Annotated in this window: 18 protein-coding genes and 2 tRNA genes; 17 read left to right on the forward strand and 3 right to left on the reverse strand. The window is 72.0% G+C overall.

Annotated features, from left to right (window positions below; genetic code table 11):
- The 6 genes from dnaA to ABC795_RS00030 all read left to right on the forward strand — a co-directional run bounded on the left by dnaA (position 1) and on the right by ABC795_RS00030 (position 7673).
- Complete coding sequence (dnaA, locus tag ABC795_RS00005; protein WP_347058705.1) at positions 1-1767, forward strand: chromosomal replication initiator protein DnaA; 1767 nt, start codon at positions 1-3, stop codon at positions 1765-1767.
- A gap of 949 nt (positions 1768-2716) precedes the next feature.
- A complete protein-coding gene (gene dnaN, locus ABC795_RS00010) occupies positions 2717-3874 on the forward strand; it encodes a DNA polymerase III subunit beta (protein WP_347058706.1) in 1158 nt (385 codons plus the stop codon).
- Positions 3875-3948: 74 nt separating this feature from the next.
- A complete protein-coding gene (gnd, locus tag ABC795_RS00015; protein WP_347058707.1) occupies positions 3949-4920 on the forward strand; it encodes a phosphogluconate dehydrogenase (NAD(+)-dependent, decarboxylating) in 972 nt (323 codons plus the stop codon).
- Between the two features lie 87 nt (positions 4921-5007).
- Entirely contained in the window at positions 5008-6186 is a 1179-nt protein-coding gene (gene recF / locus ABC795_RS00020) for a DNA replication/repair protein RecF (RefSeq protein ID WP_347058708.1), read from the forward strand.
- Complete coding sequence (locus tag ABC795_RS00025) at positions 6183-6683, forward strand: DciA family protein (RefSeq protein ID WP_347058709.1); 501 nt, start codon at positions 6183-6185, stop codon at positions 6681-6683. The genes recF and ABC795_RS00025 overlap by 4 nt, the downstream gene beginning before the upstream one ends.
- Before the next feature lie 42 nt (positions 6684-6725).
- Positions 6726-7673, forward strand: coding sequence for a hypothetical protein (locus ABC795_RS00030; RefSeq protein WP_347058710.1), 948 nt, complete (start codon positions 6726-6728; stop codon positions 7671-7673).
- Between the two features lie 221 nt (positions 7674-7894).
- Here the strand turns inward: ABC795_RS00030 and ABC795_RS00035 are convergent, their stop codons facing one another.
- Entirely contained in the window at positions 7895-9406 is a 1512-nt protein-coding gene (locus ABC795_RS00035; protein ID WP_347058711.1) for an SDR family oxidoreductase, read from the reverse strand.
- Positions 9407-9702: 296 nt separating this feature from the next.
- On the opposite strand from ABC795_RS00035, the gene gyrB reads away from it, so the two are divergent.
- From gyrB to ABC795_RS00075, 8 genes are all read left to right on the forward strand, one after another.
- Positions 9703-11733, forward strand: coding sequence for a DNA topoisomerase (ATP-hydrolyzing) subunit B (gene gyrB / locus ABC795_RS00040; protein WP_347058712.1), 2031 nt, complete (start codon positions 9703-9705; stop codon positions 11731-11733).
- A gap of 155 nt (positions 11734-11888) precedes the next feature.
- Entirely contained in the window at positions 11889-14357 is a 2469-nt protein-coding gene (gene gyrA / locus ABC795_RS00045; protein ID WP_347058714.1) for a DNA gyrase subunit A, read from the forward strand.
- 107 nt (positions 14358-14464) lie between these two features.
- Positions 14465-15223 carry a DUF3566 domain-containing protein gene (locus ABC795_RS00050; RefSeq protein WP_347058715.1) on the forward strand — a complete coding sequence of 253 codons (759 nt, stop codon included), beginning with the start codon at positions 14465-14467 and terminating at the stop codon, positions 15221-15223.
- A gap of 265 nt (positions 15224-15488) precedes the next feature.
- Positions 15489-15562: transfer RNA gene (locus ABC795_RS00055), tRNA-Ile, on the forward strand.
- Positions 15563-15643: 81 nt separating this feature from the next.
- Complete coding sequence (locus ABC795_RS00060; RefSeq protein ID WP_347058716.1) at positions 15644-15784, forward strand: DLW-39 family protein; 141 nt, start codon at positions 15644-15646, stop codon at positions 15782-15784.
- A gap of 23 nt (positions 15785-15807) precedes the next feature.
- Positions 15808-15880 (forward strand) — tRNA-Ala (locus ABC795_RS00065).
- Positions 15881-16369: 489 nt separating this feature from the next.
- Positions 16370-17587, forward strand: a complete 1218-nt coding sequence (locus ABC795_RS00070) for an MFS transporter (RefSeq protein WP_347058717.1) — start codon at positions 16370-16372, stop codon at positions 17585-17587.
- 825 nt (positions 17588-18412) lie between these two features.
- The gene (locus tag ABC795_RS00075) at positions 18413-18805 is read left to right on the forward strand and encodes a response regulator transcription factor (protein WP_347058719.1); all 393 of its coding nucleotides are present in this window, start codon (positions 18413-18415) and stop codon (positions 18803-18805) included.
- A 357-nt stretch (positions 18806-19162) separates the two neighbouring features.
- On the opposite strand, the gene ABC795_RS00080 is transcribed toward ABC795_RS00075, so the two are convergent.
- Positions 19163-20872: a SpoIIE family protein phosphatase gene (locus ABC795_RS00080; protein WP_347058720.1), complete on the reverse strand. Its 1710-nt coding sequence runs from the start codon at positions 20870-20872 to the stop codon at positions 19163-19165.
- A gap of 92 nt (positions 20873-20964) precedes the next feature.
- Between ABC795_RS00080 and ABC795_RS00085 the strand changes: the two genes are divergently transcribed.
- From ABC795_RS00085 to ABC795_RS00095, 3 genes are all read left to right on the forward strand, one after another.
- The gene (locus tag ABC795_RS00085; protein WP_347058721.1) at positions 20965-21360 is read left to right on the forward strand and encodes a metalloregulator ArsR/SmtB family transcription factor; all 396 of its coding nucleotides are present in this window, start codon (positions 20965-20967) and stop codon (positions 21358-21360) included.
- Between the two features lie 127 nt (positions 21361-21487).
- Complete coding sequence (locus ABC795_RS00090; RefSeq protein WP_347058722.1) at positions 21488-22021, forward strand: peptidylprolyl isomerase; 534 nt, start codon at positions 21488-21490, stop codon at positions 22019-22021.
- 128 nt (positions 22022-22149) lie between these two features.
- Positions 22150-22905, forward strand: a complete 756-nt coding sequence (locus tag ABC795_RS00095) for a rhomboid family intramembrane serine protease (protein WP_347058723.1) — start codon at positions 22150-22152, stop codon at positions 22903-22905.
- 15 nt (positions 22906-22920) lie between these two features.
- Here the strand turns inward: ABC795_RS00095 and ABC795_RS00100 are convergent, their stop codons facing one another.
- Positions 22921-23325, reverse strand: a complete 405-nt coding sequence (locus ABC795_RS00100) for a PH domain-containing protein (RefSeq protein WP_347058724.1) — start codon at positions 23323-23325, stop codon at positions 22921-22923.
- Positions 23326-23389: the final 64 nt, after the last annotated feature.

The following is a 23389-nucleotide window of genomic DNA, read 5'->3' on the forward strand; positions in this document are numbered from 1 at the left end:
ATGGCCGATGCCACGCTGGACCTGGCCACGGTCTGGGACCAGATCCGGGAGCGGCTGGCGACCAGCCTGTCCCCGCAGCAGAACGCGATGCTGAACCTCACCCGGCCGCTGGGCCTGGTCGAGGACACCGCCGTCCTCGCCGCACCCAACGAGTTCACCCAGACGGTGCTCGAGTCGCGTATGCGCCGGGTGCTCGCCGAGGCGCTGTCCGAGCAGTTCGGCCGCGACATCCGTGTCGCCGTCCAGCTCGAGGACGCCCCTGCGGCACCGTCGGCCGACCACCGCGACGAGGAGCCCGTCCGCCGGCCCTGGTCCGCCGCCGAGGCGCAGCGGGCGGAGGAGGACCGGGCCACCCGCGACCGGGCCGACGACGGGCGCAGCGCGTTCGGCGTGCGCACCGACGTCGTCGGCACCGCCGCGCCCTGGGACCGCGGCGCGAGCGCCGAGCGGCCGGCGCGCGCCGACTTCCCCGAGGTGCGCGAGCTGCACCCCGCCGACGGACCGCAACGGCCGCCCGTGGACCGCGGCGCGCCGGAGGACTGGAGCACCACGGCCCGGGGCGCCGACGCGGCCGGTGGCGCCGGGGCCCGCGACTGGGGCGGTGCCGACGACGAGCGCAGCGCGGAGGTGCTGCCGTTCGACGTCGACGCCTCCGCCGGTGAGCAACGCCGCTCCGGCGGGGCGTCCGGTGCCCGGACGCGCCGCCCCGAGGCCGGTCGCCCCACCGGCCTCGACCCGGGCCTGAACCCCAAGTACGTCTTCGACAGTTTCGTCATCGGCAACAGCAACCGGTTCGCCCACGCCGCGGCCGTCGCCGTCGCCGAGGCACCGGCACGGGCCTACAACCCGCTGTTCATCTACGGCGAGTCCGGGCTCGGCAAGACGCACCTGCTGCACGCGATCGGCCACTACGCGGCGCGGATGTTCCCCAACGTCCGGGTGCGCTACGTGAGCACGGAGGAGTTCACCAACGAGTTCATCAACCTGGTGCACTCCGGACGGGCCGAGGAGTTCCGCCGCCGGTTCCGGGACATCGACTTCCTGCTGATCGACGACATCCAGTTCCTCGAGCGGGCCGAGCGCACGCAGGAAGAGTTCTTCCACACCTTCAACACGCTGCACAACGCCAGCAAGCAGATCGTGATCACCTCCGACCGTCCGCCCAAGAAGCTGACGACGCTGGAGGACCGGCTGCGCACCCGCTTCGAGTGGGGGCTGATCACCGACGTCCAGGCGCCGGACCTCGAGACCCGCATCGCCATCCTGCGGAAGAAGGCGTGGGGCGAGCGGCTCCAGGTCCCCGACCCGGTGCTGGAGTTCATCGCCAGCAAGGTGCAGACCAACATCCGCGAGCTCGAGGGCGCACTGATCCGCGTGACCGCGTTCGCCAGCCTGAACAAGCAGCAGGTCGACCTGCCGCTGGCCGAGCTGGTGCTCAAGGACCTCATCAGCGACGAGCAGGGCCCGCAGATCACCGCCGCCATCATCATGGCGGCCACGGCGGAGTACTTCTCCGTGACGATGGAGGAGCTGCAGGGCACCAACCGCAGCCGCACGCTGGTGAACGCACGGCAGATCGCCATGTACCTGTGCCGGGAGCTCACGGAGCTGTCCCTGCCGCGCATCGGGGCGTCCTTCGGCGGCAAGGACCACACCACGGTCATGCACGCGGTCAAGAAGATCACCAACCTGATGAGCGAGCGGCGTGCCACGTACACGCAGGTCACGGAGCTGACGGCCCGCATCAAGAGCCGCGCCCGGCAGTAGGAGGACCCCGTCCTCCCCACCCCTGCGCGGACCCGCCGGCCCGACTCCGTATGAGCCTGCCGGTGTCCGGCAGGGCCCCCGGATCCCCTGCGCTCCGGCGGCCCTGCCGGACACCGGCCGCACGGCCGCCGGCGGTGACGCTCCGGGTCCGATCCGGTCACCGTCCGGATGCCTGCCGGTCACGGTGCCGGCACGGTCGACAAGTGGTTGTCCACACCTGTGTGGATCCCTGGGGACGGCGGAATCGCTGGTCCTCCGCACGATGAGCCGCGGGACGGCGGCGACCGGCATCGACTCGTCGAGAAGTTGTCCCCAGGAATGTGCACAGCTGGGGGAAAGTCGGACCGACGCCGTCACGCCGCGTCGCGGCCGGCCCGGCGGCGACCTGCACCGCTACGGCCCGGATCACCGCCGCACGCTGCTGACCTGCATCGATGCCGTCGAGACCGGGCCGGGGGCGCAGCGCACGGCGCGATCCCGGCCGCGCGCTGCACGCCACCTGGGGACGGACCGGGGAGACGCAGGGGACAGCAGGTGGACCGCCGCCGGTCACGGTGCACAACCGTCGATCTGTCCACGTGTCGACAACAGGAAGACGCTGACCACCCACAGTCGGCCAACACCCCCGATCGGCGGCTGACCTGCGAGAAGGGGCCCGATCCCCAGCTTCCACACCAGTGATGACGAGGATGAGGGAGTTGTCTCGAGGAATCCTTGAACCACACTCTGGGTGGGGACGCTGCGCTCCGCAGGCGCCCGGAGCGCAGCGACCAGGACCTCCCGGCACCCGTCGAGGGACCGGGGTTTCCCCACGGGGCACTGCAACAGGCACGATGAGCACCGCAGCGGAGCCCTCGCCCCGCAGCAGAACGAACAACGAGCTCCGTGCCGTGCCGGCCGCCCTCCCGGTGGCCCGCGGGGGGCGGACCGAACATGGGTGGGTCGAGAGATGAAGTTCCGGGTGGCACGTGAGGTGCTCGCCGACGCCGTCGCCTGGACGGCGCGCAGCCTGCCGCCGCGGCCGTCGGTGCCGGTGCTGGCGGGCATCCTGCTCGAGGCCGACGGCAACGTCTTGTCGGTCTCCGGCTTCGACTACGAGGTGTCGGCCCGCTCCGAGGTCGACGTCCAGACCAGCGAGAACGGCCGGGTGCTCGTCCCCGGGCGGCTCCTGGCCGAGATCATCCGGGCGCTCCCCCCGCACCCGGTGGAGATCACCGCCGAGGGCCCGCGCCTGGCCATCACCTGCAGCAACGCCCGGTTCAGCCTGCCGACCCTGCCGGTCGAGGACTACCCGTCGCTGCCCTCCATGCCGTCGGCGGCGGGGATCGTCGACAGCGACGTCTTCGCCGAGGCCGTGGCCCAGGTGGCCGTCGCCGCGGGCCGGGACGACACGCTCCCCATGCTCACCGGCGTCCGGCTGGAGATCGAGGACGACCTGATCACCCTCGCCGCCACCGACCGGTACCGCCTCGCGGTGCGCGAGTTCGCCTGGCGGCCGGAGACCCCGGGGCTGTCGGCCGCGGTGCTCGTCCCGGCCCGCACGCTCGCCGAGGCGGCCAAGACGCTGACCAGCGGCCCGGAGATCACGCTGTCGCTGTCCTCGGGCAGCTCGGGCGAGGGCATCCTCGGCCTCTCCGGCAAGGACCGGCAGACCACGACCCGGCTGCTGGACGCCGAGTTCGTGAAGTACCGCGCGATCATGCCCAACGAGTCGCTGGCCAACGCCACGCTGCCGGTCGGCCTGTTCACCGACGCCGCCAAGCGGGTGGCGCTGGTGGCCGAGCGGGGCACCCCGCTGCGCTGCGAGTTCACCTCCGGCCAGGTCACCCTGCGGGCCGGGGGCAGCGACGACGAGGGGCAGGCCGAGGAGCGCTGCGACGTCGACTTCGACGGGGAGCCGCTGACCATCGGCTTCAACCCGACGTTCCTGCTCGACGGGCTGGCGGCGGTGCACACCGATCGTGCGCGGATGGACTTCACCAGCCCGTTGAAGCCCGCCGTCCTCTCCGGGGTCGAGGAGCCGGCGGCCGACGACGACAAGCCGGCGCCGGTCGAGCGCGCGGGGAGCTACCGGTACCTGATCATGCCGGTGCGTCTCCCGGGCTAGCGGACGGCCACCCGGCCCTCCGCCGCGTACACGTTCGCAGCGGCACTCTGCGAGGAGGCCGTGGGGCGAGCACGATGACAGGCAACGCAGTCGAGGTCGAAAAGGGGCGAGACGTGCAACTGGGTCTGGTCGGGCTGGGCAAGATGGGCGGCAACATGGCCGAGCGGCTGCGCCGCGCCGGGCACGAGGTGGTGGGATACGACCGCAACCCCGGTAAGCGCGACGTCGACAGCCTGCCCGCGCTGGTCGAGGCGCTCGAGGCGCCCCGCGTCGTCTGGGTGATGGTGCCCGCGGGCGAGCCGACGAAGGCGACGGTCAAGGAGCTGAGCGAGCTGCTGAGCCCAGGCGACGTCGTCATCGACGGCGGCAACTCGAAGTACACCGACGACCAGGTGCACGACGTCATGATGCGCGAGAAGGGCATCGGCTACATCGACGCCGGGGTCTCCGGCGGCGTCTGGGGCCTGGAGAACGGCTACGCCCTGATGGTCGGCGGCACCAAGGAGGACGTCGCCACGGCGCAGCCGATCTTCGACGCCCTCAAGCCGCCGGCGCCGCACGACGAGTCCGGGCAGGAGATGCCCGGCGCCGGCTTCGTGCACGCCGGGCCGGTGGGTGCGGGCCACTTCAGCAAGATGGTCCACAACGGCATCGAGTACGCACTCATGCAGGCCTACGGCGAGGGCTACGAGCTGCTGGCCGCCGTCGACCTCGTCGAGGACGTCCCGGGCGTCATCGCGTCCTGGACGCAGGGCACCGTCATCCGCTCGTGGCTGCTCGACCTGCTCGTCCGGGCGCTGGACGAGGACCCGGAGCTCGAGGAGATCAGCGGCTACGCCGAGGACTCCGGCGAGGGCCGCTGGACCGTCGAGCAGGCGATCGAGAACGCCGTCCCCGTGCCCACCATCGCGGCCTCGCTGTTCGCGCGCTTCTCCTCCCGGCAGGAGGACTCGCCGACCATGAAGGCGGTCGCCGCGCTGCGCAACCAGTTCGGCGGGCACGCGGTGCGGGCCGTGCAGGCGCAGGAGGCCGAGCGCCCCGCGTGAAGAAGGACCCTCGTGCCCCCCACCGCTCGCAGGCTCACGCCGGGGCCCTGCACAGGGGCCGTTCCAGGAACTCACCAGGCGGCTGACGTGTACCTGAGGCACCTGCAGGTCGGCTCCTTCCGCAGCTGGGACCGGGTGGACCTGGCCCTGTCCCCGGGGCCGACCGTGTTCGTCGGCCGCAACGGGGAGGGCAAGACCAACCTCGTCGAGGCGGTCGGGTACCTCGCGACCATGAGCAGCCACCGGGTCTCCGGTGACGCGCCGCTGGTCGGCCACGGTGCGAGCCAGGCGGTGGTCCGCGCGGCCCTGCGCCGGGGTGACCGGGAGCTGCTCGTGGAGATCGAGATCAACCCCGGCAAGGCCAACCGGGTGCGGGTCAACCGGGCCGCCCTGCCCCGCCCGCGGGAGGTGCTGGGGCTGGTGCGCACGGTGCTGTTCGCGCCGGAGGACCTCTCACTGGTGCGGGGCGACCCAACCGAGCGACGCCGCTTCCTCGACGAGCTGCTGGTCACCCGCACGCCACGGCTGGCGGGGGTGCGAAGCGACTACGAGCGGGTGCTCAAGCAGCGGAACGCGCTGCTGAAGACCGCCCGGCTGGCCCGTGGCAAGGCGATGGAGACCCTCGACGTCTGGGACGGCCACCTCACCGACCTCGGGGGGCAGCTGCTGCACGCCCGGCTCCGGCTGGTCGCCGACCTGGCGCCGCACGTCGCCGGGGCCTACGCCCGGGTCGCCGGGGAGGGGGCCGCGGTCGCCGGGCTCGGCTACAGCTCGACCGTTCCGCCGGCCGGGGACGGCGCGGCGCTGCGGGCCGGCGACGAGCTGCCCTCGGTGGCGGACCTGACCGAGGCGATGCGGGCCCGGGTCGCCGAGCGCCGCGGGGACGAGCTCGACCGGGGCATGACGCTGGTGGGGCCGCACCGTGACGACATGGTGATCCATCTCGGCCCCGCCCCGGCGAAGGGCTTCGCCAGCCACGGGGAGTCGTGGTCGCTCGCCCTGGCTCTCAAGCTGGCCACGTTCGCGCTGCTGCGCAGGGACGGCGAGGACCCGATCCTGATCCTCGACGACGTGTTCGCCACCCTGGACGCCGAGCGGCGGGCGGCGCTCTCCGAGGTCGCCCGCTCGGCCGAGCAGACGCTCATCACCGCGGCGGTCGTCGACGACGTCCCCGAGGAGCTGCGGGGGACACGCGTCGAGGTGGGGAGCGGGATGGCGCTCGTGGTGAAGGATGCGGTCCCGGTGGGCGAGGGAGGCATGCCGTGAGCGACGACCGGCCGGCTCGGCCCAGCGACATCGCCCGCGCCGCCCTCGAGGCGGCCCGTGCGGCGTCGGCGGCCCGCCCCAGGCCGACCCGCCGGCGGATCGCCGGTCCGCGGCGCGCCTGGAGCGGGCCCCGGCCGGGTGCCGACGACCCCCAGCCGCTGGGTCGCCTGGTCGACTCGCTGGTCAGCTCGGAGGACTGGTCGTCGCAGACGTTGGTCGGCTCGGTGTTCGGCCGGTGGGACGCGATCGTCGGCTCCGACATCGCCGCCCACTGCCGGCCGGAGACCCTGAGCGAGGGGGAGCTCCTGGTCATCGCCGAGTCCACGGCCTGGGCGACGCAGCTGCGCCTGCTCGCGCCGTCGATCCTCGGCAAGCTGCGCGCCCAGGTCGGCGGGGACGTCGTGACGCGGCTGCGCGTTGTCGGTCCGACGGCTCCCAGCTGGAAGAAGGGCCCGCGGTCGGTACGCGGGCGGGGGCCGCGCGACACCTACGGATGAGGCGCCCGGCCGGCGGGCCGGCGCCGGGAGGACGATGCAGCGATGAGCACCCCCCGCGACGGTGACCGGGACGGCTTCGACGACGACGAGGGCCGCGGCTGGCGCGAGCCGCCGCACCTCGGGTCCGGCGGAGCCGGTGACGACGAGGACCGTCCCAACGTCACCGACCGGCGGAAGACGCCCCGGGACGAGCAGCCGGCCGGCCGACCCTGGCAGCCGCCGGGCTGGGACCTGCCCGCCGCCGAGCCGTCCCGCCCGGCGCAGCAGCAGCCGCCGGACCCAGCTCCGCACGACGCCCCGCCGCCGCAGGGACCGCCGGTCACGGGCCCGCAGCCGCCCGTCCCACCCGGCCGCTGGGGCGGCCTGTTCGGTCGACGTCGGCGGGAGCCCGGCGCCGTCGAGCGCGTGTTCGCCTACGAGGGCGACCCCGTCGGAGCCCAGGGCTGGGCGGTGCAGCGCGGCTGGACCGTGTCCGACGGCACGGCACCCGAGGACGCCGTCCTCGCCGACCTCATCGCGAGCGCGCCGGTGCGCGCCACCAAGGACCACCGGGCGGGCAACGTGCTGCGCGGCCGGGCGGACGGGCTCGAGCTGGTGGCGTTCGACGTGGTCTACGTGGAGCGCCGCCGCGTCGTCCCCGAGTACGCGGTCACCGCCGTCCCGATGCTCGGCAGCGTGCCCGGTTTCCGGCTCGCCCCGGCCCGGTTCTGGCGGCACGGCACCGGCGGCATGGTGCCGATGCCGAGCGGCGACCCGAGCTTCGACTCCCGCTGGCTGCTGCTGGCCGCCGAGGACAGCCCGCAGCTGCGGCGGCTCGCCCAGGACCAGTCCGTGCACGGCCTGCTGCTCGGCAGCGACGACGGCGACGAGTTCTGGTCCGCCGCCGGGTTCGTGGCCGCGATCCGGCCCGACGGGCACCGACCGGAGCTGCTCGAGCACCACGCCCGGCTGCTCACCGCCGTCGCCGGCGCCCTGGCCGCCGGCGCCTGAGAGGACGGAGCGCCCAGCAGTGAGTTCTCCGGCGGACGGCCGGGGGTGTGGTTCCCACGACCCGGCCGACCCTTCCCGACCGGCTGCTGCGCCTGCACGTGACGGAGCGCGACCACCGGCGCACCGGTGAGGATCAGGTGACCTGGTCGTTCGTGGTCCTGGCTCCCGTGAGCGCTGAGCCAGGACCACGCGAGGTGGGCCAGGACAGCGGGTGGACCCGGTCAGCCGCTGCGCTCGGCGGCGCGGACGACGCCGCGCAGCATCCCGCCGAAGACGAACCCGTGGAAGACGGCGACCGTCCACCAGTACAGGTGCCCGGACAGCCCGCGCGGGGCGGAGGTGGCCCGCTGGCGCAGCGTCGTCCCCCCGGTCGCGGCGTCGTGTTCCACGTGGAACTCCAGCCAGGCCAACCCGGGCAGCCGCATCTCGGCGCGCAGCCGCAGCAGCTGCCCGACCTCCCGTTCCTCCACCCGCCAGAAGTCCAGGGCGTCGCCGACGTAGAGCTGGTCGGGATCGCGCCGGCCGCGTCGCAGACCCACCCCACCGACCGCCCGGTCGAGCCGGCCGCGCACCCGCCAGGCCAGCGGCCACGAGTACCAACCGCGGTCCCCGCCGATCCCCTCGACCACCCGCCACACCCCCTCCGCCGATGCCGCGGTGGAGCGGACCCGCTCGTCGACGTAGAGGCTGCCGCCGGCCCAGTCCGGATCGGTGGGCAGCGGGTCCGACGGGGCGCCGGGCACCGATGCCGACGACCAGCGGGTCGAGACGGCGGAGTCGCGGACCCGCTGCACGGCCAGCCGGACGGCGTCGTCGAACCCGAGCAGGCCCTCCGGCGGATCGGGCACGTACTGCGCGATCTCGTGCTCGGCGCAGACGACGGTGTTGCGGAGCGACTCGACCAGGGGGCGGGCGATGCCGGCGGGCACGGGCGTGACGACGCCGACCCAGTGGCTCGACAGCGACGGCGTGAAGATCGGCACCGGCAGGATCCGGCGCCGCGGCAGGCCGGCCACCCGGGCGTACCGCTGCATCATCTCCGCGTAGTTCATGACGTCCGGGCCGCCGATGTCGAAGCAGCGGTGCACCTCGGCCGGCAGCCCGGCGCAGGCCACGAGGTAGCGCAGGACGTCCCGGACCGCGATGGGTTGGATGCGGCTGTGCACCCAGCGCGGGGTGACCATCACCGGGAGCCGCTCGGTCAGGTAGCGGAGCATCTCGAACGAGGCGGACCCCGACCCGATGATCACCGCCGCCCGCAGCACGACCGTCGGGATGCCGGAGCCCAGCAGGATCGCCGCGACCTCCGCCCGCGAGCGCAGGTGCGGCGACAGCTGCTCGTCCTCGGGCTCGAGCCCGCCCAGGTAGACGAGCCTGCCGACCCCTGCGTCGCGCACCGCCCCGGCCATCACCGTCGCGGTGTGCCGGTCGGCCGCCTCGAAGGAGGGGCCCGTGCTCAGCGCGTGGATCAGGTAGTAGACGACGTCGACCCCGACGCAGGCCGCGGCGACCGATGCGGCGTCGGCGGCGTCGGCCCGCACGACCTCCACGTCCCCGGCCCACGGGTGGTCCCGCAGCCGCTCCGGCGAGCGGCTCATGACCCGGACGCGGTGGCCGCCGGCGAGCAGCTCGGGCACCAGGCGGCCGCCCACGTACCCGGTGGCCCCGGTGACCAGGCAGGTGAGCAGGGGGCCCGCGGGAGCGGGGGCCGCGGGGACGTCGGGGGCTGCCATGCGGCCGAGTCTGCTTCCCCCGGTACGAGCCCGCCCGGCGCTCCGGGCTGGCTCCGGGCCGCGCATCGGGCCGACGACGGCGTGTCGACCCAGGGGGCAGCCCCGATGGTGGCGGACCTTTCGGGAGAGGCGCAGACACGACGTCAGGGCGTGGACGACGCTGTTCCTGTCAGACGTCGCGGTATCGTGGGAGGCGAAAACCGTCAGCAACCGGCTGAGCGCCGTTCTGCGCCGTTCCGCCCCCGGCCCGGAGTCCAGGGCCCGAGGTCGCCGGTTGCTCGAGAGGAAGGCCCCACGTGGTCGCAGCACCCCAGACCCAGTCTGCCTACTCGGGCAGCTCCATCACCGTCCTCGAGGGTCTCGAGGCGGTGCGCAAGCGCCCCGGTATGTACATCGGCTCGACCGGTGAGCGCGGCCTGCACCACATGGTGTGGGAGGTCGTGGACAACGCGGTCGACGAGTCGCTGGCCGGCTACTGCGACACCGTGCGGGTGACCCTGCTGGCCGACGGTGGCGTCCGGGTGGAGGACAACGGCCGCGGCATCCCGGTGGACATGCACCCGGTGGAGAAGCGCCCCACCGTCGAGGTCGTGCTGACGATCCTGCACGCGGGCGGCAAGTTCGACGGCAAGAGCTACGGCGTCTCGGGTGGTCTGCACGGCGTCGGCGTCACCGTGGTCAACGCGCTGTCCACCCGGCTCGACGTCCGCATCTGGCGGGACGGCACGGAGTGGCACCAGAACTACGACATGGCCAAGCCCCGTCCGCTGGAGAAGGTCGGCCCGACGAAGAAGCGCGGCACCCAGATCACCTTCTGGGCCGACCCGACGATCTTCGAGACGACGACGTACTCGTTCGACACCATCAGCCGGCGCCTGCAGGAGATGGCCTTCCTGAACAAGGGCCTGACCATCGTGGTGCGCGACGAGCGCCCCGGTCAGGGCAAGGCCGAGACCGGCATCGGCGAGGAGTCGCTGGCCGAGGCGGCCGCCCCGGTCGAGGCCGAGGACGAGGCGTTCGAGCCGACCGAGGTCACCTACCGGTACGACGGCGGCCTGGTCGACTACGTCGCCTACATCAACCGGCGCAGGACGGCGATCCACAAGTCGGTCATCGGCTTCTCCGCCGACGGCGTGGGGAAGAACGACACCGCGATGTCGGTGGACGTCGCCATGCAGTGGTCCGACGCCTACTCCGAGTCGGTGCACACCTTCGCGAACATCATCAACACCCACGAGGGCGGCACCCACGAGGAGGGCTTCCGTGCGGCGCTGACCTCCATCGTGAACCGGTACGCGGTGGAGAAGAAGCTGCTCAAGGAGAAGGACGAGAAGCTCACCGGCGACGACATCCGCGAGGGTCTGGCGGCGATCGTCTCGGTGAAGCTCGGCGACCCGCAGTTCGAGGGCCAGACGAAGACCAAGCTCGGCAACACCGAGGTCAAGGGCTTCGTCCAGCGGGTGTGCAACGAGCAGATCGGCCACTGGTTCGAGGCCAACCCGGCCGAGGCGAAGGTGATCATCACCAAGGCCGCCTCGGCCGCCCGGGCCCGCCGCGCGGCGCAGGACGCCCGCAAGCTGGCCCGCAAGAGCCTGCTGTCGGTCAGCGGCCTGCCCGGCAAGCTGGCCGACTGCCGCTCCACCGATCCGCGCAACTCCGAGGTGTACATCGTCGAGGGCGACTCGGCCGGCGGCTCGGCGAAGTCCGGCCGCGACTCGATGTACCAGGCGATCCTGCCCATCCGCGGCAAGATCATCAACGTCGAGAAGGCGCGCATCGACCGGGTGCTGAAGAACACCGAGGTCCAGTCGATGATCACCGCCTTCGGCACCGGCATCCACGACGAGTTCGACATCTCGAAGCTCCGGTACCACAAGATCGTCCTGATGGCCGACGCCGACGTCGACGGCCAGCACATCAGCACCCTGCTGCTGACCCTGCTGTTCCGGTTCATGCGCCCGCTCGTCGAGGGCCAGTACGTGTACCTGGCCAAGCCGCCGCTCTACAAGATCAAGTGGGGCGGCAAGGTCGGCGACGAGTACGCCTACAGCGACAAGGAGCGCGACGCGGTCGTGAAGGCCGGCGTCGAGGCCGGCCGCAAGATCAAGGACGAGATGATCCAGCGGTTCAAGGGGCTCGGCGAGATGAACGCCAGCGAGCTCTGGGAGACCACGATGAACCCGGAGACCCGCATCCTCCGGCAGGTCACCCTCGAGGATGCCGCCGCAGCCGACGAGATCTTCAGCGTGCTCATGGGCGAGGACGTCGAGGCCCGGCGCAGCTTCATCACCCGCAACGCCAAGGACGTCCGCTTCCTCGACGTCTGACCCACCTCCGGTGACGGAGACGAACAGCTCCGCTGTACCGACAAGCCAATCCGAACGCCGCCTCCGGCGGAAGGTGGATGAATGCGCCGGCCACTCGCAGCTCCCGGCCGGCGGATCCATCCACCTCTGTGCACCGACCTGTGGAGACCTGAACCGTGACGGAGACCCCATTCCGCGACCGCGTCGAAGCGGTCGACCTCCAGCAGGAGATGCAGCGCAGCTACATCGACTACGCGATGAGCGTGATCGTCGGGCGTGCGCTGCCCGAGGTACGGGACGGCCTCAAGCCGGTGCACCGGCGCGTGCTGTTCGCCATGTACGACCAGGGCTTCCGCCCCGACCGCGGGTACGTCAAGTGCGCCCGCCCGGTCGCCGAGGTGATGGGCAACTACCACCCCCACGGTGACTCGGCGATCTACGACGCCCTCGTGCGGCTGGCCCAGCCCTGGTCCATGCGCTACCCGCTGATCGACGGGCAGGGCAACTTCGGCTCCCCGGGCAACGACCCGGCGGCCGCCATGCGCTACACCGAGTGCCGGCTCACGCCGCTGGCCATGGAGATGCTGGCCGGCATCGACGAGGAGACCGTCGACTTCCAGGGCAACTACGACGGCCGCACCGAGGAGCCCGTCGTCCTGCCCGCGCGGATCCCGAACCTGCTCATCAACGGCTCCGCCGGGATCGCGGTCGGCATGGCCACCAACATGCCGCCGCACAACCTGCGCGAGGTGGCCCAGGCCGTCTTCTGGATGCTCGACCACCCGGAGGCGGAGGCCGAGGAGGCCCTCACCGCCTGCATGGAGCGGATCAAGGGCCCCGACTTCCCCACCCACGGCCTGATCGTCGGCCGTGAGGGCATCGAGGACGCGTACCGCACCGGCCGCGGGTCGGTGCGCATGCGCGCCGTCGTCACCGTCGAGGAGGACAGCCGCGGGCGGGTGCAGCTCGTCGTCACCGAGCTGCCCTACCAGGTCAACCCCGACAACCTCGCCGAGGCGATCGCCGAGGGTGTCCGCGAGGGCCGGCTGCAGGGCATCAGCGAGATCGCCGACGAGTCCAGCGACCGCGTCGGCCGCCGGCTGGTCATCACACTGCGCCGCGACGCTGTCGCCAAGGTCGTGCTGAACAACCTCTACAAGCACACCCAGCTGCAGACGTCGTTCGGCTGCAACATGCTCTCCATCGTCGACGGCGTCCCGCGGACGCTGCGCCTCGACGAGCTGGTGCGCAACTGGGTCCTGCACCAGATCGAGGTCATCCAGCGGCGGACCCGCTACCGGCTGCGCAAGGCCGAGGAGCGGGCGCACATCCTGCGCGGTTACGCGAAGGCGCTCGACCAGCTCGACGCCGTCATCGCCCTCATCCGGAGGAGCGAGTCGGCCGACGCCGCGCGTACCGGCCTGATGGAGCTGCTCGACGTCGACGAGATCCAGGCCGTCTCGATCCTGGACCTGCAGCTGCGCCGGCTCGCCGCGCTCGAGCGGCAGCGGATCCTCGACGAGCTGGCCGAGATCGAGGCCCGGATCGCCGATCTGCAGGCGATCCTCGAGTCCCCGGAGCGGCAGCGGCAGATCGTCCGCGACGAGCTCGCCGAGATCGTCGAGAAGTACGGCGACGACCGGCGCACCCAGTTCGTGGCCAACGAGGGCGACGTCTCCATGGAGGACCTCATCGCCGAGGAGGAGGTCGTCGTCACCATCACCCGCACCGGGTACGCCAAGCGGACGAAGAGCGACCTCTACCGGTCGCAGCGCCGGGGCGGCAAGGGCGTGATGGGTGCGCAGCTGAAGCAGGACGACCTCGTCGACCACTTCTTCGTGGGCTCCACCCACGACTGGATCCTGTTCTTCACGAACAAGGGCCGGGTCTACCGGGCCAAGGCCTACGAGCTGCCGGAGGCCAACCGGACCGCCCGCGGTGCGCACGTGGCGAACATCCTGGCCTTCCAGCCGGACGAGAAGATCGCCCAGGTCATGCAGATCAAGGACTACGGGGTCGCGCCGTACCTGGTCCTGGCCACGGCGAAGGGTCAGGTCAAGAAGACCCGGCTGACCGACTTCGACTCCCCCCGCCAGGGCGGCGTCATCGCCATCAACCTGCGCGACGGCGACGAGCTGGTCGGCGCGGCGCTGATCAACCCCGAGCAGGACCTGCTCCTGGTCACCCGCAAGGCGATGTCGATCCGCTTCACGGCCGACGACGCCGCGCTGCGGCCGATGGGCCGGGCCACCGAGGGCGTCCGCGGCATCTCGCTGGCCGACGACGACCGGCTGCTGTCGATGATCGTCGCCCAGGAGGGGGTCGACGTCCTCGTCGCCACCGAGCGCGGGTTCGCCAAGCGGACCGGCATCGAGAACTACCCGAACCAGGGCCGGGGCGGCAAGGGCGTGCTCACCGCCGACCCGAAGGCCCGCAAGGGGGCCCTCGTCGGCGCCCTGGCGGTGACCCTCGGCGACGAGCTGTACGCCATCACGTCGGGCGGCGGGGTCATCCGGACGCCGGTCAACGGGGTCCGGCACAACAAGGACCGCGCCACGATGGGTGTCAAGCTCATGAACTTGCCCGAGGACGTCAGCATCGTCGCGATCGCGCGTACGACGGACAACGACGAGGCCGCGGCCTAGGGTGAGTAGTTAGTCACGGAAGCGACTGCGGCTCCGCGACGGCTCAAGGCCGTCGCGGAGCCCGGAACTGAGGGAGCGGTATGGCCGCTGCGGAACGGGAGACTGGTATGAGCGACCGGACGCAGGGTTCGGTGCGCACCGACTCCCGGACCGGGGACGGTGCTCAGCCGGCGGGCGCACCCGCCGGCGGCAACGCCTCGAAGACGCAGTCCATCCCGACGACAGGTGCCCAGCGGGTCCAGGCCCCGGGCACCGGCGCGGCACCGGTGGTCCCCCAGCCGCTCGGCGCCCAGACCGGCGCGCCTCCCGCGCAGACCGGTGCGGCTCCGGCGCAGACCGGTGCGGCTCCGGCGCAGACGGCGCCGGCCCAGGCCGCGACCGAGTCGTCCGGCCCCGCCGAGGGCTCGGGCGGGGCCGTGGGCCTCGGGGACGGCGCGACCGGTCCGGCCACCGGGTCCGCGGCGGCGACAAAGGCTGTCCGGGGGCGGCAGTCCAGCCGCGGCCCGCGGCGTGCCCGCCTCCAGCTCCGCCACATCGACACGTGGTCGGCCCTGAAGATCTCGCTGGTGCTCTCGATCGCCCTGTTCTTCATCTGGATGGTCGCGGTCGGCCTGCTGTACATGGTGCTCGGCGGGCTCGGGGTCTTCGACGCCGTCAACGACCTGGTCGGGCAGATCGGCAGCGCCTCCGGGTCGGAGTCCACCGGCGATCTGCTGACGCCCGGCGTGGTGTTCGGCGGCGCCGCGGTCATCGGCGCCATCAACATCGTGCTGCTCACCGCGCTGTGCACGGTCGGGACGTTCATCTACAACCTGTGCTCCGACCTGGTCGGCGGGCTCGAGGTCACCCTCTCCGAACGGGACTGAGCGAGGACCCCGTTCTCCTCACCCGGTTCGGCGCTCGGCCGTGTGTCCGGCTGCGGTATCGCGAGGGGGAGCCCGTCCGGCGCGCACCCCGACGTCCCGGGGCGCTCCACCGGCCCTGCGGGGAACGAGGGGCCGGGATGGCCGCACCGCCCGCCTTCCCCGAAGGAGGGCTCGGAGCCCGGGCCGCAGCGGGGACGGGGCGGCGGACGGGCCGGGGGCCCCTGCGGGGCGGGCTCGGGGGTCAGGTACGCTTTTCGAGGTTCACGGGCCTGTAGCTCAGGCGGTTAGAGCGCATCCCTGATAAGGATGAGGCCGGAGGTTCAAGTCCTCCCAGGCCCACCCGTGTACCGGAGCCCGTCGGCTCCGTGTTCCTCCGCACGTCGCCTCCGCGGCGAGCGAACGCTCGAGGAGGTTCTCCGCGTGCTGAAGAAGCTGGCGCTGCTCGCCGCCGCGGCCGGTGCCATCACCGCCGTCCGCAAGCGTTCGTCGGGCAAGAACGAGGCCGACCTGTGGCACGAAGCCACCAGCGGCCCGGAGGCGGTCAGCACCCCTACCCGCTGAACCAGGCCCCTGGGGGCCATCCCGGGGACGTAGCTCAATTGGCAGAGCACCGCCTTTGCAAGGCGGGGGTTAGGGGTTCGATTCCCCTCGTCTCCACTCGTCTAACCTGCGGATTCACCTCCGTCGCGGGCTCCGGCGAGCCCTCCGACGGGGTCTCAGTCCGCAAAATGTCCGCAACTCGTCCGCAGGACGCGACCCGCAGCGCGTCCAGCCGGTCCGCCACGTCGTCCAGGTCCTCGTCGAACAGGTCGGCGACATCGATCCCGATGACCACCCCGGGCTGCTCGATGTGCTCATGGCCTTGCCCCTCGTACGCTGACGTCTCGTGCCGGGAGCTTCGCCGTACCAAGCGGTTGAAAGGTCCCTCGCCCCCATCGAACGGGTCTTGGCCTTGGCCTGCCTGGGCACCGGCAAGGTCGGCTTCAGCGAGCGATCGAAGTAGCCTCGATCCCGGGCGGACGGTGCGAGCAGCTCTCCGGTCACATCGCCGCAGTAGACGCCCAGCGGTCGGGCTGAGTGCATGGCGCCGCCAGCCTCGCTGAAGCGGGAAGCGGCTCCGATGCCCGCTGCGAACGAGGAGAGTTCATGACGCTGTCCCCAGCCGCCAGGGTCGGCGTGGCCGGAGCGGCGGTGGTCGGGGTCGCTTTTGGTATGGCCCGGTACGCCTACGGTCTGACACTGCCCGACATCCGGCGGGACCTTGGACTCTCCGAGCTGGTACTCGGCCTGGTCGCCAGCGCCACGTTCGCCGGCTACCTGGCGGGCCTGCTGCTCACGGGGCCGCTTGCCACTCGCCGCGGCTCGCGCGCCCCGACGACCGTGGGCGGGGTCTGCGGCGCTTTGGGGGCGGTGATCGTCACGGTCGCACAGTCCCCCTGGTTGCTCGCCGTCGGTGCCGTCCTGGCCGGCAGCGCGGGCGGCTGGGTCTGGGCGCCCTACTCCGACATCGTGACGCGGACGGTGTCTTTGGGGCAGCAGCCGAGGGCGTTGGCGATCATCACCACCGGCACCAGCGGCGGACTGGTCGCGCTGGGTGGTCTGTCCGCCCTCGCCGCGCTGGGCTCGTGGCGCCTGGTCTGGGGCGGCATCGCGCTCGCCGCCGTGGCTGCCGCCGTGGTGAACCTCCGGCTGGTGCCGAAAACCAGGCCGGCCCCACGCCCGGACGGGCGGGGCGGCACCTCCTCACTGGTGAGAGCGCTGCGGGTTCCGGCTGCCTACTCCGTCGTCTACTTCGCGGTCATCGTCGTCTACTTCACCTACGCCGCGGACGTCATCCAGCGGGACGAGCTTCCGACGGCAGCCGTCCCGGCCCTCTACGCGGCCATCGGCGTCACTGGCGTGGTTGCTGTGACGACCGGGGCCATCGCGCAGCGGCTGGGCAGCGTCAGGGTGGCGGCGCTATGCCTGATGATGGTGGCTGCGGCGCTGGCACTGCTGGGGCTGGCCAGCGACTCCCTGGCCGTGACGTCGGCCTCGGCATGCATCTTCGGCGTGGGTTACATGACCGGCTCTGCGGTGCTCGCGGTCTGGACCGCCGAGCTGGTGCCCGACCGCGCAGGCGCGGCGTTCACCGGATGTCTGGTCGTGGGAGCCCTCACCTCGGTCGCAGCGCCCGCCGTGGCCGGTGCGGTCATCCCTGGCCTGGGGCTAGGGATGCTGCTCGTCCTCACCGCCGCGGTGTCACTGCTCAGCGGGGTGGCACTGATGTGGCACGGGTCCTCGGGAGGGGGACCGTCAGCAACACCGAACCGTGAACCTCAGTGTACCGGCAGTACTCGTCCCGCACCCCCTCCATTGCGGTGAGCCCCCAAAGGTCTCTCCGACGGTAGCGGGTTGGCGGGACTGGATGGGGGGTTGGGTGAGTCCCATTCCTCCCGCATCCCGTAACCCGCTCCACCTCCGGCTGCACCGAGCCGGGGGAAGGGTGGGCCGGAGGCCCATCCCGTAGGGACGCGCAGCGCCCTTCCGGCGGCCGGTGCAGTCGGAGAGGCTGCCGGGGATGGGGGCGGACGCTCCTGCGCTGATCACGAGCTGTGGCCTGTCCAGTCCGCACACAGTCCGCAGACAGTCCGCAAAACGGCCAACGACGCCCGTCAGTGGTCGATGGCTAAAGCGCTGGTCAGGACGGTTTCTCAGTGACAGCCCACTCCGCCAAACCATCCCTCGGTCGATTTTGCAAGGCGGGGGTTAGGGGTTCGATTCCCCTCGTCTCCACTCCCCACGGTCGAGCTGAGCTGTTGCGGCAGGCACCGGCTCGTCGGGGCGCAGATCGCCTCAGTCGGCAGCAGGTCCGCTACTTGTCCGCGGGCGGCGGCTCCCAACGCGCCAAGGCGGTCGGCCACGTCGTCCAGGTGGTCGTGAACAGGCCGGCCTAGCGGTCCAGTGTCACGGCCGCCGACGCATGGCCGAGCATCCGCTGAACAGCTTGAGGTTGGCGCCGGCCGTGATCGCCAGAGAGGCCGCGGTGACCGCAACTCGTGCGGCGTGAGCCCGGGCTCGCCGATGGCCCGGGCCGCGGGGTCGAGCCAGGCGGCACGGGCGTTGCGGTTGCGCAGCACCGCCCTCTGCGGGGGACGGGAAGGCCAGCTCGTCCGCGGGACGGGTCGCCGCGGTCCGGCGAGCTCGTCGATGATCACCCTTTCGTGCGCGACGCCCTTCGCGACCGTGTTCGACGAGACGCAGGACATCTGCGTCGTGGGGGAATGTGAGGACGGCACCGAGGTGCTGCCGACGGCGATCCGCACGGAGCCCGACGTCGTGCTGATGGGCGTGTCCATGCCTCGCATGACGGGCCTAGAGGCAACCCGGAAGCTGCTGACGAGCCGGCCGGACGAGCGAATCGTCATGCACTCGGCCACAGCCACCGTCGACACGGCCTGTGAGGCTAAGGACCTGGGCGTCGCCGGCTACCTGGTCAAGGGAGAGCGCTCGGACGACCTCCCCCGCATGATGAGAGCGGTGGTCACAGGACGGACCGTGTGGTCTCCGGTTGCCGCCCGATACCTGCGCGAGTACGCCTGACCGCGGACGTCGAACGAATAGTTGTCCGGAGCAGCGTCATCGGCTCGTGGCTGCGCCCGCCGGTACTCCGCCCAGCATGAGTGGACCATCCAGAGGCCCGCTCAAGCGGGGAAGGATGCCGCCGGCAGCGGGTCGCGACCCGCCGTGCCGCGCAATTGACGCGCGTCGATTCCGGTTGAAGTGAGCTTCCAGACACGCTCGAGCACATTGTCCAGTCGGCGAAGAGGGCACGGATATTGCCAGGAGGCTGCCCACGTCTGCAGGTCTCGGTCGTCCACGGAATGCAGCCGTCGTTCCTGGGAGCCATTCAGGACGCGCTAGGTCCGCGGGACCGAGGCGGCGCGATCCGGCGACCCATCAGTCATCCGCGCTCACGGTGGCCGGCAGGATCTGCGGGCCTGCTTCGTCTGGGCGCGGTCGATCCTGGCGGTGCAGGCGGATCGCAACGAGGGCCACGTCGTCTTCGGGCGTGCTCTCGACCAGCCGGTCGATGAGTTGGTCACACAGGTCGTCCAAGGGTTGGTCGGCGAGCTCGGCGGCGGCAGTACGGAGGCGTTCCAGTCCGTCATCGAGGTCGGCGGCGCGGCGCTCGATCAGTCCGTCGGTGTAGAGCAGGACAGTGGCGTTGCGGCGGAGGCTGATGACCGAGTCGTCTCGCTGCGTGGTGTGGTCGACCCCGAGCATCAGGTCACCGTGCCAGCTGGCGGGCTCGGCGATCGCGCCGTCGGGGTGAATGATCAACGGCGGCGGGTGGCCGGCGCTGGCCCAGCGCATGCGGGTGATGCCACGCTCCTTCTCGGCCTTCGTCTGCTCGAATCGGGCGAGCGCGGCGGTGGCGTAGGTGTTCAGTCGCAACTGGGTGATGGCGGCATCGAGTTGGGAGAGCAGCTGGGCGGGACCGACGTCGCCGGTAACGGCGATGCCGCGCAGCATGCTTCGTAGCTGACCCATCGACGCTGCTGCCGCCGTGTCGTGTCCAACCACGTCGCCGATGACCAGCGTGGTGGCGCCTCCGGGTTGCATGAAGGCGTCGTACCAGTCGCCGCCCACGCGGGCGGCCTCGGCGGCCGGTAGATAGCGCACCACGATCTGGGCATGGTCGGGTTCGGGAGGCGCGGTGAGCATGCTGCGTTGCAGTTCTTCGGCCAGCCGGCGCTGTTGCTCGTACAGGCGGGCGTTGTCCAGCGCGAGTCCTACCCGCTCGGCCACGTCGGTGGCGGTGGTGATGTCCGCCGCTTCCGGCGTGCGGTGCCTGTCGTAGCCCAACGTCAGCGCGCCGAGGACGCGGTCGCGGCCGCGGATGGGGAGGACGGTCATCGCACCGGGGGTCAGCGCCTGGAGCGCGGTGCGGGCGGCTCCGGTGGCGACGGTGCGCGTTGCGGTGCCAGCCAGCTGTCCCGCGGAGACGGTGACCGGGGCGCCGGTGGTCACGGCTCTCAGCACAGGGGCCGTCGTCGGGGACGACTCCTGGGCGGCGGCTGCGTAGCGCCGCACGACTGGTGTCTTCGACCGGTCGACGTGCCAGCCGCCGACATGCCGCAGGATCCCGTCCTCACCGAGCAACGCGGCGGTCGCCCAACTGGCGACGGCGGGGACCAGGAGCCGGGGGATCCGGGCTACGGCAGCGGGGGCGTTCAGCGTACCGACCAGCTCGTCGCTCACGCGGGCCAAGAGGGCAAGCCGCTCCACGGCCTGGCGGCGAGCGGTGACCTCGATGAAGTACAACCACAACCCGTGCGGCGTCGGCACAGCCTGCACCTCGAACCACTGGTTCAACGGCTCGGGATAGAAGCCGTCCACCGTTCGGGGCTGCCTGGTCGTGACTGCCTCCCGGAGGGCATCACCGAAGTCGTTGTCAACGTTCGCAGGGAAGGCATCCCAGTAGGACCTGCCGATGAGGTCGGTCCGCGAGTACCCGACCATCGTCTCCGCGGCGGCGTTGAGGTAGCGGACCGTCCAGTCGGTGTCGAGCTCGATCAGTCCGATCGGCATCGTCTCGAGGGTCTGCGGATCGGCGTTGGCGCCTCCGTCCCCGGAGTCGTCGTTGGTGCGCCACCCGCGCGCCATCGCACCTCATCCATCCCCGCAGGTCCACAACTTGTGGACTTGAGAAGATTATCAAGTCCGGCGAGCCTCGCACGCTGGATAGACTCGTGTGCATGCCGTTCACTCCCGGTCGCCCGCTGGCCGAGGCCAAGGCGGACCTGTTCAGGGCCCTGGCTCATCCGGCGCGTATCCGGGTGCTGGAGCTGTTGGCCGAGGGTGAGCGGACGATCGGTGAGCTGGCCGCGGGCACCGGACTCGAGCTCTCACACCTCTCCCAGCAGGTCACGGTCCTGCGGAAGGCTGGCATCGTCGGCAGTCGGCGGGCGGGAAACAACGTCATCTGCTGTCTGGCCCATCCTCAGACGGCGGAGTTGCTCGCGGTTGCGCGGCGACTGCTCACCGCCAATCTGCGGCAGGGCCAGGCGCTCCTCGAAGCGCTGGACGGCGCTCAGGACGCCGTCGCGCTGGCCGACACGGCGCGTCCCGTCGCGAGCGCATCGACGAGCTGAGGCGCCACCGGGGGCCCCTCCTCCGCGGTGACACTTCGTCTCCACCAGGACGCCCGGCGAGGCGCCCCGCTCCACGTGAAACCACTCCCGCGGCGCCCAGGCGGCACGACGGTGGGACAGTGGAGCCGTGACTGAATCGACTCCCGCCCGCCGCGCGGTCCTGCACACCAACCACGGCGACATCACCGTGGACCTGTTCCCCGACCACGCTCCCAAGACGGTCGCCAACTTCGCCGACCTCGCCGAGGGCGCCCGTGAGTGGACGCACCCCGCGACCCGCGAGAAGACGACGGACAAGCTCTACGACGGCACGGTCTTCCACCGGGTCATCTCCGGCTTCATGATCCAGGGCGGCGACCCGCTGGGTCAGGGCATCGGCGGCCCCGGCTACCAGTTCGGCGACGAGATCCACCCCGAGCTGGCGTTCACCAAGCCCTACCTGCTCGCCATGGCGAACGCCGGCCCGGGCACCAACGGCTCGCAGTTCTTCATCACCGTGGCCCCCACGTCCTGGCTGACCGGTAAGCACACCATCTTCGGTGAGGTCGCCGACCAGTCCAGCCGCGACGTCGTGGACCGGATCGCCGCGGTCCCCACCGGCCGCAACGACCGTCCGGCCGAGGACGTCGTCATCGAATCCGTCGAGGTGCAGCGCAGCTGACCACGGATCCGCACGGCGGGGGCGCGGGCGACCAGCCGGCGCCCCCGCCCCCGGCCTGCTACCGCCACCCCGAGCGGCCCACGGGCATCTCGTGCGCGCGGTGCGGCCGGCCCATCTGCCCCGAGTGCATGATCCCGGCGTCGGTCGGCTTCCAGTGCCCCGCCTGCGTGCGGGAGGGCGCGGCCTCCGTCCGCGCCCCGCGCCGGGGATCCGGGCTGCGCGCCGCCGCCTCCCGCTGGGGCACGGTCACGCTGACGCTGATCTCGCTCAACGTCGTCATGTTCCTGGTGACCGCGGTCTCCGCCGGGCTGGCGGGCAACGCACCGCTCGACAACTACCGGTCCCAGGTCTTCGTCGACCTCGCCCAGTACCCGCTGGCCGTGGAGTTCGGCGAGTACTGGCGGCTGCTCACCGCGGCGTTCCTGCACATCGGTCTGCTGCACCTGGTGCTCAACATGCTGGCGCTGCTCGTCTTCGGCTCCGAGCTGGAACGGCAGCTGGGCCGGTGGCGCTACCTGGCCCTGTACCTGGTGGCCGCCCTGGGTGGCTCCACGGCGATCCAGCTGCTCGGGGACCCGCTGCGCCCCGTGGCGGGCGCCTCCACGGCCATCTACGGGCTCCTGGGGGCGCTGGCGGTGTTCATGGTGGTCCGCAAGCAGGACGTCCGCGGCATCCTCGTCCTGCTCGGGCTCAACGTGTTCATCAGCTTCCTGCCCGGGGTCTCGCTCCTCGGGCACCTCGGCGGCCTCGTCACCGGTGCGGCGGTCGCCGCGCTGCTGGTGATCGCCCGCCGCCGGACGACGCTCCAGGCGGTCGGCCTGGCGGTGCTGGTCCTGACGCTCCTCACCCTGTCCCTCGGTGTGCCCACCGGCGCGGTGGCCTAGCTCGCGGGAGCAGGCCTACGCCCGACCGGGTGCGGCCCGGCCCAGGTCCCGGGCCACGGCCTCCGGGTCGGTGCCGAGGTCCCACCGGCCGAGGACGACGAGGACGCCGTCGTCGCCCTCCAGCTCCAGCTCCAGCGTGCGCACCGTCGTCCCCCATCGCCGGGCCGGCCGGACCCGCACCCGGAGCAGCGCCCAGGGCAGCACGCGCGCACCGGTCAGCGTGCGCACCTCGACGCCGTCCGGCCCGGTGCGCAACCGCGGTCGCAGCACCGACTCCCGCGCGGCGAGCGCGAGCAGCAGCACGGCCGCGCCACCCACCAGCACCCGCCCCGGCGTGTCCAGCAGCAGGGTGGTCGCACCCAGCAGCGCGGCGCCCGCCGCGAGGACGGCCGGGACGTAGGCGGGAGGGGACCACTGCACGACACCAGCCTGCCAGGCGTGACGTGGAACATACGATCGTAGCGGGGTGGCCGGTCCCGGCCGC

Origin of the sequence: Blastococcus sp. HT6-30 (genome assembly GCF_039729015.1) — a bacterium.
In the GTDB taxonomy this organism is placed as follows: domain Bacteria; phylum Actinomycetota; class Actinomycetes; order Mycobacteriales; family Geodermatophilaceae; genus Blastococcus.